The organism is Bacillus sp. 03113 (assembly GCF_006546985.1).
In the GTDB taxonomy this organism is placed as follows: Bacteria; Bacillota; Bacilli; order Bacillales; family Cytobacillaceae; genus VATK01.
The window spans coordinates 162,000-177,775 of sequence record NZ_VATK01000010.1 but is presented as its reverse complement, the minus strand read 5'-3'; the positions used below and the strand labels follow the sequence as shown (position 1 = coordinate 177,775).

At 37.0% G+C, this 15,776-nt stretch carries 11 protein-coding genes; 10 read left to right on the top strand and 1 reads right to left on the bottom strand.

Going from position 1 to position 15,776, the window contains the following annotated elements; translation table 11 throughout:
* Positions 1-317: 317 nt before the first annotated feature.
* From argC to FDO66_RS11645, 5 genes are all read left to right on the top strand, one after another.
* Complete coding sequence (gene argC / locus FDO66_RS11665) at positions 318-1,352, top strand: N-acetyl-gamma-glutamyl-phosphate reductase (RefSeq protein ID WP_141432822.1); 1,035 nt, start codon at positions 318-320, stop codon at positions 1,350-1,352.
* Positions 1,353-1,365: 13 nt separating this feature from the next.
* The gene (gene argJ, locus FDO66_RS11660) at positions 1,366-2,604 is read left to right on the top strand and encodes a bifunctional ornithine acetyltransferase/N-acetylglutamate synthase (protein ID WP_141432821.1); all 1,239 of its coding nucleotides are present in this window, start codon (positions 1,366-1,368) and stop codon (positions 2,602-2,604) included.
* Positions 2,605-2,617: 13 nt separating this feature from the next.
* Positions 2,618-3,391 carry an acetylglutamate kinase gene (argB, locus tag FDO66_RS11655; protein WP_141432820.1) on the top strand — a complete coding sequence of 258 codons (774 nt, stop codon included), beginning with the start codon at positions 2,618-2,620 and terminating at the stop codon, positions 3,389-3,391.
* Positions 3,388-4,545 (top strand): acetylornithine transaminase, encoded by a 1,158-nt coding sequence (locus tag FDO66_RS11650; protein ID WP_141432819.1) that lies wholly within the window; start codon positions 3,388-3,390, stop codon positions 4,543-4,545. Before argB ends, FDO66_RS11650 begins: the two co-directional genes overlap by 4 nt.
* A gap of 378 nt (positions 4,546-4,923) precedes the next feature.
* On the top strand, positions 4,924-5,379 hold the full coding sequence (locus tag FDO66_RS11645) for a regulatory YrvL family protein (RefSeq protein WP_258535707.1): 456 nt from the start codon (positions 4,924-4,926) through the stop codon (positions 5,377-5,379).
* 75 nt (positions 5,380-5,454) lie between these two features.
* Here FDO66_RS11645 and FDO66_RS11640 read toward each other — a convergent pair whose 3' ends face one another.
* A complete protein-coding gene (locus tag FDO66_RS11640; protein ID WP_141432817.1) occupies positions 5,455-6,660 on the bottom strand; it encodes a NarK family nitrate/nitrite MFS transporter in 1,206 nt (401 codons plus the stop codon).
* A 444-nt stretch (positions 6,661-7,104) separates the two neighbouring features.
* Here FDO66_RS11640 and nirB (FDO66_RS11635) point away from each other — a divergent pair, with 444 nt between their 5' ends.
* The 5 genes from nirB (FDO66_RS11635) to cobA all read left to right on the top strand — a co-directional run bounded on the left by nirB (FDO66_RS11635) (position 7,105) and on the right by cobA (position 15,616).
* The gene (gene nirB, locus FDO66_RS11635; RefSeq protein ID WP_141432816.1) at positions 7,105-9,465 is read left to right on the top strand and encodes a nitrite reductase large subunit NirB; all 2,361 of its coding nucleotides are present in this window, start codon (positions 7,105-7,107) and stop codon (positions 9,463-9,465) included.
* 273 nt (positions 9,466-9,738) lie between these two features.
* Positions 9,739-11,877, top strand: coding sequence for an assimilatory nitrate reductase catalytic subunit NasC (nasC, locus tag FDO66_RS11630; protein WP_141432815.1), 2,139 nt, complete (start codon positions 9,739-9,741; stop codon positions 11,875-11,877).
* 138 nt (positions 11,878-12,015) lie between these two features.
* The gene (gene nirB, locus FDO66_RS11625) at positions 12,016-14,427 is read left to right on the top strand and encodes a nitrite reductase large subunit NirB (RefSeq protein ID WP_141432814.1); all 2,412 of its coding nucleotides are present in this window, start codon (positions 12,016-12,018) and stop codon (positions 14,425-14,427) included.
* 45 nt (positions 14,428-14,472) lie between these two features.
* Positions 14,473-14,799, top strand: a complete 327-nt coding sequence (gene nirD, locus FDO66_RS11620) for a nitrite reductase small subunit NirD (protein WP_141432813.1) — start codon at positions 14,473-14,475, stop codon at positions 14,797-14,799.
* Positions 14,800-14,827: 28 nt separating this feature from the next.
* Positions 14,828-15,616 carry a uroporphyrinogen-III C-methyltransferase gene (gene cobA / locus FDO66_RS11615; protein WP_141432812.1) on the top strand — a complete coding sequence of 263 codons (789 nt, stop codon included), beginning with the start codon at positions 14,828-14,830 and terminating at the stop codon, positions 15,614-15,616.
* Positions 15,617-15,776 lie beyond the last annotated feature (160 nt).

The following is a 15,776-nucleotide window of genomic DNA, read 5'->3' as shown; positions in this document are numbered from 1 at the left end:
TATTAATCGATAAAGATTTATTATGCATGTAACTTCAATGAAGAATAAAAAAATTGCATGTTTTTTGTATTGCGGAATATATTGAAAAGTTTAATAAAAACAGGTTGATTTTATAAAGCTAAGTTCTTATAATAAGAGAATACTTGATTAATAAATATAAATTTAAGTGACTAAATATACATTATATGAATAGATATATAGCTCTAGCAACCAGACTTACCATGCGGATCACTCTCTTTGTAATCTTCTTTGAAAGAGGAGCATTCGCCTAAAGTGTCTAGACAGGTCGCTCCGAGCTTTTCATTAAGGAGGAAGCAATGAAGGTTTCTGTAATTGGTACAACTGGATATGGCGGAGTAGAGTTATTAAGGATACTACATACACATCCTATTTTTGACATTCAGTCTCTTCATACAACGCGTAATGAAGTTCCAATTTGGACTGAATATCCGCATTTATTTAATATTATTGATAAAACACTTGAAGGAATTAATCCTCAAAAAATTGCTGAGGAATGCGATATGGTCTTTTTAGCAACTCCATCAGGGGTTTCTGGAAAATTAGCTGAGGAATTCCTTGATACAGATATTCAAGTCATTGATTTGTCTGGTGATTTACGGCTAACGAATGTGGATGAGTATCGCAAATGGTATAAAAAAGAACCAGCATCAAAAGCTATCATTGACAAAGCCGTCTACGGTTTAAGTGAATGGAATAAAGAAAAAATCCAACAAGCAAAATGGATTTCCAATCCTGGATGCTATCCAACAGCTGCATTATTAGGGCTTGCCCCAATTATACAAAGCAATAATATTGACCCTAGAAGCATTATTATTGATGCAAAATCTGGGATTTCAGGTGCTGGACGAAGTCCATCTCATGGTACGATGCTTGCTGAAATGAATGAAAATTTTAAATTATATAAAGTAAATGAACATCAACATACACCTGAAATCGAACAACAGCTGCTTGCGTGGAATGACACGATAAAGCCTATTACATTTTCAACGCATTTATTGCCAATCACAAGAGGAATTATGACAACTTGTTATGTTCAGCTGTTAAACGATACAGATGAAAATGAAATTTATGAGTTATATATGAATGCATATAAAGATAAGCCATTTGTTCGTGTTAGACCAAAAGGAGTTCTTCCATCTGTAAAAGAGGTTGCAAGCTCTAATTATTGTGACATTGGTTTAAGCCTTGATCAAAGGACTGGAAGGCTTACGATCGTATCAGTCATTGATAATTTAATGAAGGGAGCAGCTGGTCAAGCTGTTCAAAATGCTAATTTAATGAATGGAATTGATGAGAAGACCGGACTGGATTTTGTTCCATTGTATCCGTAAGGAGGAAAATTTGATGCAAACGACGACAAACAAAGAAAAGAAAGAGATTGTAGAAATAACAGATGGAAGCTTAATAACACCAAAAGGCTTTCATACTGCAGGTGTTCATGCTGGGTTAAGATATTCAAAAAAAGATGTAGGCGTTATTTTTAGTGAAGTACCAGCTAGCTCAGCTGCTGTTTATACAACAAGCTACTTTCAAGCTGCGCCACTAAAGGTTACGCAAGAGAGCATTGCACAGGAAGGATTAACCCAAGCAGTTGTCGTAAACAGTGCATGTGCCAATGCTTGTACTGGCGAAAAAGGCTTACAAGATGCCTATGAAATGAGAAATGTAACAGCTGAAAAATTAGGAATAAAGGAACATTATGTGACTGTAGCTTCTACAGGTGTCATTGGTGAATTTTTGCCAATGGATAAATTGAAAAAAGGGATCGATGAATTAAATCCAGGGAATGATGAAGCGAATGCAGTTGATTTTCAAACTGCGATTTTAACAACAGACCTTGTGATGAAAAAATGCTGTTATGCAGCTGAAATAGATGGGAAAACCGTGTATATGGGCGGTGCTTCTAAAGGTTCTGGAATGATTCATCCAAATATGGCTACGATGCTTGGCTTTATTACAACAGATGCTCAAATTTCACATGAGAACTTACAAGCTGCACTAAGTGAAGTTATTCCAAAGTCCTTTAATCAAATCACAGTAGATGGGGATACATCGACAAATGATATGGTCATTGTTTTAGCAAATGGAAAAGCCGAAAATAACCCATTAACAAAAGAACATCCTGAATGGGATGTATTTGTAGCGTTATTAGAAAAAAGCTGCGAAAGTTTGGCTAAACAAATCGCAAAGGATGGAGAAGGAGCAACAAAACTCATTGAAGTAGAAGTAAAAGGCGCTAATTCAGAAGAGGAAGCACGAAGAGTAGCAAAGCAAATTGTTGGCTCAAATTTAGTAAAAACGGCAGTCTATGGTTCTGATGCAAACTGGGGAAGAATTATCGGGGCTATTGGCCAAACACCAGATATTGTTCCGCCTCAAAAAGTAGATATTTCAATGGGACCAATTGTCATGTTGAAGGAAAGTGAACCACAATCCTTTTCAGAGGAAGCTGCCAAAGAGTATTTATCTCAAGATTTTATTCAAATTAATGTTGATCTTCACACCAGTGAAAGTGTTGGAAAAGCGTGGGGCTGTGACCTATCTTATGACTATGTCAAGATCAATGCGAGCTATCGCTCATAATAGGAGAATGAAGATGAAGAAAATTTTAATAAAATGCGGCGGCAGTGTGATAGATGAGCTTTCTCCATCGTTTTTCAAAAGCTTACGCTGTTTAGAGGAAAAAGGCTATCAGCTTATTTTTGTTCATGGTGGCGGGCCCGACATTAATAAAATGCTGGAGCTTAATAAAATTGAGCCTGTTTTTCATAATGGACTTCGTAAAACAACGAAGGAGACAATGGAAATTGTTGAAATGGTACTTTCAGGTCAAACCAATCGAAAGCTAGTGGGGCTTTTAGCTGAAAATGGATTTAATCCAGTAGGGTTAAATGGGAGTGATGGTCATAGCCTACAGGCAGATTTTATTGATCAAGAAAACCTTGGCTATGTAGGAGAAATTGTCTCAGTAAATAAAAAGACCATTTCGATGCTTTTTAATGAAAATTACTTACCTGTTATGACACCCATTGGGATTACAAAGGATTCAACTAAATTAAATATAAATGCTGACTATGCAGCAGCTGCGGTTGCCAGCGCCCTGGAAGTCGATCATTGCCTTTTTGTCACTGATGTAGAAGGTATTATGATTAATGGTGTTATGACTTCACTTTTAGACGAGACTGAGGTTAAGAAGTATATCGAAGAGGGTGAAATTACTGGAGGAATGATCCCTAAGGTCAACTCTGCGCTTTCAGCTCTTGAAAAAGGTCTCGATAGTGTCATGATCGTATCGGGCAAATCTCAATTCTTTGATGGATCTAATTGGAATGGAACAAAAATTATGAGAAAAGAGTGGATCTTACAATGAGTCATTTATTCCCAACCTATTCAAAATGGGAAATTCAACCCGAATCAGCAAAAGGAAGCTATCTGTGGGGAACAGATGGAAAAAAATATTTAGATTTTACTTCCGGTATCGGTGTTTGCAACCTTGGTCATTGTCCAGATAACGTAAAAGAAGCGATCCAAGATCAATTAAATAAGTTTTGGCATGTATCCAATATGTTTGAAATTAAAGCACAGGAAAAAGCAGCAGCTCTTCTTACTGCAGGGGCAGAGATGGATTATGTTTTCTTCTCTAACAGTGGAGCAGAAGCGAACGAAGCTGCAATTAAGCTTGCAAGAAAAGCAACTGGGAAAACAAAAATCATTACGTTTAAAAATTCATTTCACGGCAGAACCTTTGCAACAATGGCTGCCACGGGACAAGATAAAATTAAGACGGGCTTTGGCCCTATGTTGGAAACGTTTGTGTATGTTCCATACAATGATTTAGAAGCCTTAAAAAGCGCCCTGCAGGATGACGTAGCTGCAGTCATGCTTGAAGTGATTCAAGGGGAAGGGGGTATCCATGTAGGGGATGAAACCTTCTTAAAAGAAACAGAAAAGCTATGTAAGGAATATGGTGCATTATTTATGATTGATGAAATCCAAACGGGGATTGGACGGACAGGAAAACCGTTTGCATTTCAGCATTTTGGTTTAAAACCAGATGTTATTACATCTGCAAAAGGGTTAGCAAATGGTCTGCCAATTGGGGCTGTTATTGGAAAAGAATCATTAAAAGATGTGTTTGGCCCTGGAAGTCATGGCTCTACGTTCGGAGGGAATCCTCTTGCCGTCGCAGCAGCCATTCCAACCCTTGAAACCATTTTTGACGAAAAGTTCTTAGCGGAAGTAAATGAAAAGAGCGCATATCTTTTTACACAGCTAAAACAACAATTAGCAGATATTGATATGGTTATAGATATTAGAGGCTTAGGATTGATGGTTGGAATTGAAATCAATGCAAGTACACCAGCTATATTGAAAAAGCTGAGAGAAGAAGGGTTAATCATCCTCAATGCAGGTGACAAAGTAATTCGCTTATTGCCACCTCTTACAGCGTCTACAGCAGAAATAGATGCAGCTGTTCAACTGATTAAAAAAGGCTTATACGAATATTCAGTAGCTACAGTATAAGAAAGCATTAATTAGTTATTTTACAATATTATATGATCAAACTTTTTGGTGTCTTCAAACTTAGGTTTGAAGGCATTTTTTTTGTTTAGGAAATTATAAAATAGTTGTCTGCAGATAACTTTTATGGTGAAGTATCGACGGCCAGCTTCAGCGCCCAGCGACTAGTGTCCACCCCACTCCTCCCTACGATAAGTCAACATCGAATCGCTTTCGCTCTTCGTGTTTCCTTTATCTCAGTCAAAGCGGGGCCCAGTCCATACGTCGCTAAACAGGCGCTTCCGCTTTTGTTCTTCAATGTAAAATTGAAACTTATCAGCTACATCTAGCGTATCAGTATAGTGATTTTAAGTTATTAAAGAAGGAGGTTAGTGTTAATTGATGAATAAGGATGATGATTGCAGCTTCAGAGAAATGAATTTTTTTAACAAGTTAATTGTTATTACAGCATTAACATTGCTTGTGGTTCTGTCAATTTCTTTTGTTTTTGTAAGTATTTTCTTTGGGATTGCAGGTTTTTTCAGTTTGTTTGGGGTGCAGTATGAATCTCTTTATTCACTTTTATTGTTTGTTTTGGTTTATTTTCTTATTGGCTTTATATTTGATTTATTTTCTATTGCAATAATAAAGATATCCTCTCAAAACTTAATAGGTAAATATAAATTATTTTTCATACGAATGGCTATTGACTGCACATTTTCTTGGTTTTCATTACATACAGCAGATGAAATTATGAATAATATTAGCATTCCATTGACTACAGAAATTCTTGCTGTTTTATTATTATTCTTTGTTGAAATTGCCTTTCATGATAAAGATAAAAAGAAAAAAGCATAATTTAAACCAGCCTATTTAAAAAATAAAAAGTGCGGCATGGATCTTTAGTTATGATCCATGCCGCACTAGTAAAACTTATATTTTTACTGTATCCCCTTTTAACTCCCAAGTTTTTTTCCATGAAATATTTGCAATGAGTAATACTATAAGAGCAACTATTCCGATGCAAGCATAAACGATAAAGCCTGATGCGTATGTCCCAGTTACTTGTTTAAGCGTACCGAGGATGTTTGGAACGAAAAATCCTCCAACACCACCAGCAGCTCCAACGATGCCTGTAATCATCCCAATTTCTTTTTGGAATCGCTGTGGAACTAATTGAAAAACAGCTCCGTTACCCATTCCAAGGCACATCATTCCAATAAATAATAGCGTTGTTGTTACTGTTAAGCTTGGAAGTTGACTTACACCAAACATACAAAGAGCAACACCTATGAATAAGAAGGTGAGAAGACGAGATCCACCTATTTTATCAGCAATAAAACCGCCAACAGGACGGAAAAAGCTTCCTGATGCCACACATAAAGTAACAAATTCGCCAGCTCTTACTTTTGTTAAAGCATATTGATCAACAAAAAAGATGCTTAAAAAGCTTGCTAAACCAACAAATCCACCGAATGTTACAGCATATAAAATGCAGAAAAACCATGTATCTCTTTGTTTAAAGATCGTAAAGTAGTCCATAATCGGCTTTGCTGGCGGCCGTGAAGGTGCATCCTTTGCAATGATAATATAGATAATAAAGACGATAGCCAGAGGAATAAGAGCTGCCCCCATAACTCCATGCCAGCCAATATGTTCAGCTAAGCGAGGACCGAATAAAGTTGCAAATAGTGTTCCGCTATTGCCGGCTCCAGCAATTCCCATTGCTATACCTTGTAGATGAGGCGGATACCACTGGCTTGCCATTGGTAATGCAGCCGCAAAACTCGCTCCTGCAACACCTAATAATATTCCAATAAAGTAAAGCTCTGTTAATGAACTTCCAAATAACCATCCCCAAAGAAGTGGGACCATTGTTGCAATCATACCAATAATAGAGGTCTTACGTGGTCCGATACGATCCGTTAAGATTCCGAGGATCAGTCGAAAGAATGAACCGCCGAGAATAGGAATTGCGACGATAAGTCCTTTTTGGGCGGGAGAAAGACCAAAGTCTTTTGTAATATACACCCCGAGTGCTCCTAGTAAAACCCAAATCATAAAACTAACATCAAAATACAAAAATGAAGCAAATAAAGATGGTGCATGTCCACTTTTTCTAAGATTAGAAATTTTCAAAATGTTCACTCCCCTTTGTGCAGTATGATTGCAAGTATACAGGGGAAAAATATTTTTTCTAGTAATTTGTTAGAAAATCTAACATACTTTTTGAATTTTTTATTAAAATTCTTGAAAAAAAATTTCTTATATTACTATTTTTAAAATAATTTTCTGATTTGTTAATGACCTATTTTATTAGGTTTTAGCAGGTTTTTTAAGTTGATAAAAAATATATTTTGAAAATAATTTTTGAGTTTTCAGGGTATCATTTCGAATAATTACCATAAAAAAAATTTCAAATTTTCATTGACTGTAAAGACATTTGATTGTAAATTTTTATAAGGAGCTGTGTTGTGAGGAAAGTTACAGCACTGTGTTATTTTTTCTTACGTATTAAAAATATCATATACAATTACCCTGTCTTAGCCAGAATCTTTAATTAATTGCTGGGGGTTTAAAAAAATGTATAGAAAAAAATTAGTAGTAATAGGGAATGGAATGGCAGGTGTCCGTTGCATTGAGGAAATATTAAATGTGAACCCTGATCTTTTTGAGATAACGATATTTGGGAGTGAACCACATGTAAATTATAATCGAATTTTATTGTCGAGTGTATTACAGGGTGGTACATCATTTGAAGATATTTCATTAAATACTCACGAATGGTATGAAAAGCATCAAATTCAATTGTACGCTGGTGAAACAGTTATCAAAATCGATCCAGAGAAACGCATTATAATAACTGATCAAAATCGAGAAACTTCCTATGATAAGCTTATTTTAGCTACAGGCTCTTCTCCTTTTATTCTCCCATTACCGGGTGCTGATAAAGAAGGCGTTATTGCATTTAGGACAATTGAAGATTGCAAGAAAATAATTGAATTTTCTAAATCGTATAGAAATTCAATTGTCATTGGCGGCGGTTTATTAGGCTTAGAAGCTGCAAGAGGTTTGATAAATCTCGGTATGAATGTCAATGTAGTTCATAACACTAGCTATTTAATGCAAAGGCAACTTGATTTTACGGCCTCAAGAATGCTAGAAAATGAATTGGTCAATCAAGGAATGAATTTTCTATTTGAAAAGGAGATCCAAGAAATAGTCGGGCAACATCGTGCCGAAGGATTACGCTTTAAGGATGGCTCAGTTGTTGAAGCAGATCTAATTGTAATGGCAGTTGGAGTGAGGCCAAATATTCAGTTAGCGCATGAAAGTGGAATCGATACTAATCGGGCGATTTTAGTCAATGATTTCCTAGAAACAAGTATTCCTGATATTTATGCTGTTGGCGAATGTGTTGAACATAGAGGCACTGTATACGGACTTGTTAAACCTCTATATGAACAAGGAAAAGTGGTAGCAAAGCATATCTGTGGTGTGACCGATAAAGGATATGAAGGTTCTGTACTTTCAACTCAGTTAAAGATTTCGGGTGTTGATGTGTTTTCAGTTGGACAATTTGATGAAGATGATACGACCAAGAGCATGAAGGTTTATGATGAAATAGACGGCATTTATAAAAAAGCTGTTTTTAAAGAAAATAAAATGATTGGTGCTGTGTTGTTTGGAGACACTAGGGATGGATCAAAACTACTTGATATGATTGGAAAGAAGAAAGATGTTTCCAAAGCAGAAAAAGCGAATTTGTTTCATTCATCGGGAATTGGCGATCATTCAATTGCTTCCATTAATAATAGCGACATCATTTGTAATTGCAATGCGGTAACAAAGGGTGCAATTATTGAGTCAGTCGTACAAAAAGGATTAACTACCGTTGAAGAAGTGAAGGAATGTACAAAGGCTTCTGGTTCCTGTGGAGGCTGTAGACCCCTAGTTGCGGAGCTTTTATCCTATATTCACAGTGATGAATTTGATAATGTCATTGAGAAAAAATCACTTTGTACATGTACTACACTAACGGAAGAAGAGATTGTTCATGAAATTCAAGTACAAGAACTCACTACATTGCAAGAAATTATGACAATACTTAACTGGAAAAATAGAGAAGGATGTTCAATCTGTATTCCAGCTTTAAATTATAGTTTAGGAATGATTTATCCAGAGTATGAAAGTAATCAAGAAACGGTTTTCGTTAACGAGAAAATGAATGCTACCTTACAAAAAGATGGAACATATACGGTTATCCCGCAAATGTATGGTGGCCTAACAAACGCTGAGCAATTAAGAAAAATTGCTGACGTTGTAGAGAAATATCCTATTACGTATGTTGCGGTCACAAGTGAGCAAAGAATTCATTTAGTAGGTGTAAAAAAAGAAGATCTTTCAAATGTATGGTCAGACTTAAATATGACATTAAGCTCATCTTACGGCAACACTGTTCAAAATGTAAAAACGTGCATTGGCGAACATGTTTGTCAATGTGAGAAACAAGAGTCTCTTAATCTAGCTGTCAGTTTAGAAAAGAGATTTGAATTTCTCCTCACACCTTACCGAGTAAAAATAGGCGTATCTGCTTGTATGCATAATGGGGCAGGATCAACAACAAAAGATATAGGTGTTATTGGAATAGATAGAGGATGGGAAATTTATATTGGAGGAAGCAGCGGACGTAATGTAAGGTCTGGAGAATTGCTGTATGTTGCTGCAACCGAAGACGAAGCGACTGAGATTATTGGAGGCTTCATTCAATACTACCGTCAGACGGCAAATTATTTGGAGCGTACGTGGGAATGGATGGAACGAGTAAGCTTGATACACATAAGGGAAGTGCTATTTGATAAAGAACTCCGTCAGCATCTGCTTGAAGCTTTAGATGAAGATGCTTATAGAAGGAAGAAGACTTTAGAAAAGGCTATTCACTAAGAAAAGCGCAATCGCCCCGTTTAGCGACGTATGGACTAGGCCCCGCTTCGACTGAGATAAAGGAAACACGAAGAGCGATAGCGATTCGATGTTGACTTATCGTAGGGAGGAGTGGAGTGGACGTTAGTCGCTGGGCACTGGAGCTGACACCAGTCAGATTTCAGAAAACTTATAAATTCTTATAAAGTAAAAAAGTATTGAAGCATTGGACAAAAAAGAACATGTTTGCAGTCAATAAGGAATCAATAATTATTAAGTAGAGGATGAAGCATCTTGACTGAGTTATTATTGAAATACTTTCGTACGAAGCAGCAGCAAGTACAGTGGGAAAAAAGGTATGATACGCAGTGTCCATACTGCAGCATGCAATGTAAAATGCAGCTGATTGAACAATCTGTTGTATCAAGAAAAAAGTACACGACTGTTGGTAAAGATAATCCAACTTCAGAAGGTCGCATTTGTATTAAAGGAATGAATGCATACCAACATGCATTGCACAGTGACAGGATTAAATATCCGTTGCTAAAAGTGAATAATTCGTTTGTCCGAATTACTTGGGAACAGGCATTAAATCATATAAAAGAAAATTTCACTAAAATTCAGGTCGAAGATGGTCATAATGCTTTATCGGTATATGGAAGTGCCTCTATAACAAATGAAGAAGCTTACCTATTAGGGAAATTTGCAAGAGTTGCATTAAAAACGAAATACATTGATTACAATGGTCGATTATGTATGTCAGCAGCTGCAACAGCTGCGAATCAAACATTTGGGATGGACCGCGGAATAACAAATAGCCTGTCAGAAATTCCATTCACACGCTGCATCCTATTGGTTGGAACGAATATAGCCGAATGTCAGCCGACAATCATGACCTACTTTGAAAGGGCCAAGGAAAATGGAACCTTTATCATTGCTGTTGATCCTCGTGAAACAGCCACAACAAAAATAGCTGATCTGCATTTGAAGGTTAAACCTGGAATGGACGCAGCCTTAGCTAATGGATTGTTAAAGGTAATAATGGACGAAGGTTATCTTGATAAAGAATTTATTGAAGAAAGAACGTCTGGATTTAAGGAAGTTCAAGACTATGTAATGTCATTGGATTTAACTGATATTGCTGAGATAACAGGTGTTCCAATTGAACAAATTTATAAGGCAGCAAGGATGTTTGGACAAGAAGAATCTGGAATGGTTTTTACTGCAAGAGGTGTCGAGCAGCAAACAGATGGAACAGCAGCAGTTCGTAATTTTTTGAATATTTTAATTTCAACTGGAAAAATTGGAAAACCGTATTCGGGTTATGGAGCCATTACGGGTCAAGGAAATGGTCAAGGTGCAAGAGAGCATGGGCAAAAGGCAGACCAACTGCCAGGTTACAGGTCCATTGAAAACGAAGAACATCGTGAATACATCGCTAATTTGTGGAAAATTAACAAAGAAGAATTACCAAGAAAAGGTGTATCAGCATTTGAAATGATTGAGAAAATTCATGAAGGTGAGATAACAGGGATGTTTTTAATGTGCTCCAATCCTGTTGTTTCCAACCCAAATGCACATTTCGTGAAAGATGCTTTGAAAAAATTAAAGTATTTTGTGGCCGTCGATATGTTTGTTTCTGAAACTGCTAAACTAGCAGATTTAATTCTTCCTACTTCCTCCTATTTAGAGGATGAAGGCACAATGACGAACCTAGAAGGAAGAGTGACATTACGAGAAGCAAGCAGACCTGTCCCTGGAGAGGCAAGGCATGATTGGCAAATCATTTGTGACATCGCTCGTGTATTAGGAAAAGAACAATATTTTTCCTTTTACTCACCAGAAGAAATCTTTAATGAATTAAGAGAAGCAAGCCGTGGAGGGATCGCTGACTATTACGGAATCACCTATGAGCGATTGAGAAAAGAGGGAGGTATATTGTGGCCATGTCCTGATCTAAATCATCCTGGGACAATAAGACTTTTTGAAACTTCTTTTGCCCATTCAGATGGAAAAGCTGCAATGGTTGCTGTTTCAAATAATCCATCAGTTCCAAAGGAATCCGTTAGCGAAGAGTATCCTCTCTATTTAACGACAGGAAGGGTCATGTCACATTATTTAACAGGAGTCCAAACTAGAAAAAGTCCCTCACTAGCAGCGAGGAATTTTGAATCCTTTATGGAGATTCATCCATCAACTGCGATGAAATATCAAATACAAGACAAAGCCTTAGTGAAAATTGAATCTCGTAGAGGGAGTATCGTTGTACGAACGAAATGGTCAGAAACGATTCGTCCTGATACGATCTTTGTCCCATTTCACTGGGACGATTCGCAAAATGTCAATCGCCTTGTCTCTAATAAGTTAGATCCTGCTTGTAAAATGCCGGGCTTTAAAGTAAGTGCGGTAAAAGTCAGTCGGATTATGGAGTAGAGGCAACCCTCTTTTTCAGTGAAATAAAAAAATTTATACTCTAAATTTTCTAATTATTAAGAAATAACTGCACGTTTTAAATGTTCATAATTTAGAGCATCATCAATTTTTAATCATTTTCGAAGGAGTGTATAGATAATGGGTAAAAAGAAACTGGTTCTAATTGGAAATGGTATGGCAGGAGTAAGAGCAATTGAAGAGATTTTGAAGGTTTCAAATGATGAGTTTGATATTACGATTTTTGGAAGTGAGCCACATCCAAATTATAATAGAATTCTACTTTCAAAAGTATTGCAAGGCGATACAGAAGTAAAAGACATTACCATTAATGATTGGGATTGGTACAAAGACAACAATATCCAATTATACACTGGAGAAACAGTGATTAAAGTTAATTCTGAGACCAAAGAAGTGGTAACAGATTTAGGCAGAACTGAGCCATATGATGAGTTGATTTTAGCAACGGGTTCTCTGCCATTTATTCTTCCTATTCCAGGAGCTGATAAAGAAGGTGTAACAGCTTTTCGCGATATCAATGATACAGACGTCATGCTAGAAGCTTCAAAAAAATATAAGAAGGCAGCTGTCATCGGCGGTGGATTGCTTGGTTTAGAAGCGGCGAGAGGACTTTTAAACTTAGGGATGGAAGTCTCTGTTATTCATCTAAATGAATATTTAATGGAACGTCAATTAGATGCAACAGCTGGAAAGCTATTGCAAAATGAATTAGAAACACAAGGGATGAAATTCTTATTAGAAAAACAAACGGAAGCCATTATCGGCAACGAACGGGTTGAAGGGGTAACATTTAAAGATGGTACTTCCATCGAAGCGGACTTAGTTGTCATGGCTGTTGGAATTCGACCTAATATTGAACTTGCGAAAGAAAGCGGCATTCCTGTAAATCGTGGTATTCTAGTAAATGATTTCTTACAAACAGAAATTCCTCACATCTATTCAGTGGGAGAATGTGCTGAACATAATGGCATTGCCTATGGACTTGTTGCACCGTTATATGAGCAAGGGAAAGTGTTAGCAAAGCATATTTGTGGTGTTGAATCAGCTCCTTATAAAGGATCTGTTGTATCAACTCAGTTAAAAGTGTCAGGCGTTGAAGTGTTCTCAGCTGGAGATTTCATTGAAAATGAAGATAAGAAATCCATTAAAGTGTTTGATGAGCAAGACGGAATTTACAAAAAAATCGTTTTACGAGGAAATCAAATTGTTGGTGCGGTCCTATTTGGAGATAGCAGTGATGGAAATAGATTGTTCTCCATGATTCAAAAGCATGCAGATATTTCAGATACAGCGAAAATTTCCATCTTGCAGCCGGTTGGCCAAGATGCAGGAACGAGCTTAGTAGCAAGCATGAGCGATGAAGAGGTTATCTGTGGCTGTAATGGTGTATCAAAAGGTACGATTGTTGAAGCGATCCAAAAACAGGGCTGTACATCAGTCGATGAAATTAAAGCATGCACGAGTGCATCACGCTCCTGTGGAGGATGTAAACCACTTGTAGCTGAAGTACTGCAGCATACACTTGGTGCAGAATTTGATCCAAATGCCCAAAAAGAAGCCATTTGTGGTTGTACGACTTTGTCAAGAGATGAAGTGGTGGAAGAAATTCGAGCGAAAGGGTTAACGCACGTAAAAGAAGTGATGAATGTACTTGGATGGAATACAGAAGAAGGATGTTCAAAATGTCGTCCGGCTTTAAATTATTATTTAGGGATGGTCAATCCAACAGAATATGTGGATGAAAGAGAATCACGCTTTGTAAATGAGCGCATGCATGCAAATATTCAAAAAGATGGGACTTACTCTGTTGTTCCACGTATGTATGGAGGAGTGACGAACGCTCAAGATTTACGACGTATTGCTGATGTTGTAGATAAATACGAAATCCCATTAGTTAAAGTGACAGGCGGACAACGTATCGATTTATTAGGAGTGAAAAAAGAAGATTTACCAAAAGTATGGGAAGACTTAGATATGCCGTCAGGGTATGCTTATGGTAAATCACTTCGTACCGTTAAAACATGTGTGGGTGAGCAATTCTGCCGATTTGGTACACAGGATTCCATTAGCCTAGGAATCGCTTTAGAAAGGAAATTTGAAGGATTATATACTCCTCATAAAGTAAAAATGGCCGTATCAGCATGTCCGAGAAACTGTGCCGAGTCTGGTATTAAAGATTTAGGTGTAGTTGGAATTGACGGAGGCTGGGAGCTTTATGTCGGAGGAAATGGCGGAACGCATTTACGAGCAGGCGATTTATTGTATAAAGTAAAAACAGCTGAAGAGGTCATTGAAATCACAGGTGCCTACTTACAATACTATCGTGAAACAGCCAATTATTTAGAGCGTACATCTGCATGGGTAGATCGCGTAGGATTGGATCATGTTAGAACCATTCTCGATGATCAAGAAAAGCGATATGAACTAAATATTCGTATGGATGCAGCGTTATCTACCTATAGAGATCCATGGAAGGAAATTGTTGAAAGCAAGAAAACACAAAAAGACTTGTTTGAAGTTTCTATGTCATAGTTGAAAAATATAAGAGAAAGTAAATATTGAGGAGGAAATCATCTCATGGTAAATAAAAGTATATCTAAAGTATTTATCGGTCATGTTCATGATTTGCCGGAGCGTTTAGGAAAGACTTTGCGTGTTGGAGAAACTGAAGTTGCTGTTTTTAGATTATCTAATGGCAGTATCCGTGCGATAGAAAATCGTTGTCCACATAAAGGCGGTGTTCTTGCAGAAGGGATCGTAAGCGGAGAATTTGTGTTTTGCCCGATGCATGATTGGAAAATCTGTTTACATGATGGGAAGGTCCAAGAACCTGATACTGGATGCGTAAAAACATACAAGACATCTGTAGAAGGTGAAGAAGTTTATCTTCATATTGAAAGCTAATTCGATAAAAAATGAAGAGGAGAAAGCGATGGAAAAGGGAAAAGTTTATATCGTTGGTGCCGGTCCTGGTGATCCTGACTTAATTACAGTCAAGGCCACTAAATGTCTTGCTTCAGCTGATGTTATTTTATATGATCGATTAGTGAATCCTGAATTGTTAAAATACAGGAATCCGCAATCTGAACTCATATACTGTGGTAAAGCTCCAGGGAACCATTGCTTTCCTCAAGAAGCTATTCATCAATTATTAATTGAAAAATCTTTACAAGGGAAAAGCATTGCTCGCTTAAAAGGTGGAGACCCTTTTGTTTTCGGAAGAGGGGGAGAAGAAGCTGAAGCTCTTGCAAGCCATGGGATTCCATTTGAAATTGTTCCTGGTATTACTTCTGGAATTGCCGCACCTGCCTATGCAGGGATTCCTGTTACCCATCGTGATTATGCTTCGTCTTTTGCAGTCGTGACTGGGCATCGAAAAAATGGTGAAGAAGACAACATCCAATGGGAATATTTAGCGAAAGGAATTGATACGATCGCCATCTACATGGGTGTATCTAATCTTCCGTATATTCAAGAAAAGCTATTGTTCTTTGGGAAAAATGCAAATACACCCGTAGCGCTTATTCAATGGGGAACGTTAAGTGATCAACAAATATGCATTAGTACTTTAGGTGAAGTACTTGAGGATATAAAAGATAAAAATATTGAGAATCCGTGTATGATCCTTGTTGGAGAGGTTGTCAAATTGCGTGAAAAAATAAAATGGTTTGAGCAATCCCAAAAAGAAAATTACATCCATGACAACGGAGTCTTGATTTAATGTAATTCCTTCTCTTTAATTTATAATATTAATAATGGCACATTCGAATGAATTTTATTTCAAACGAATGTGCCATTTTACGCTAAAGAAGAAGATATTTATAGTGACAATATTGAAAAGAGGATAGGTACATGATTTTTTTATCTTTACAAATAAATGC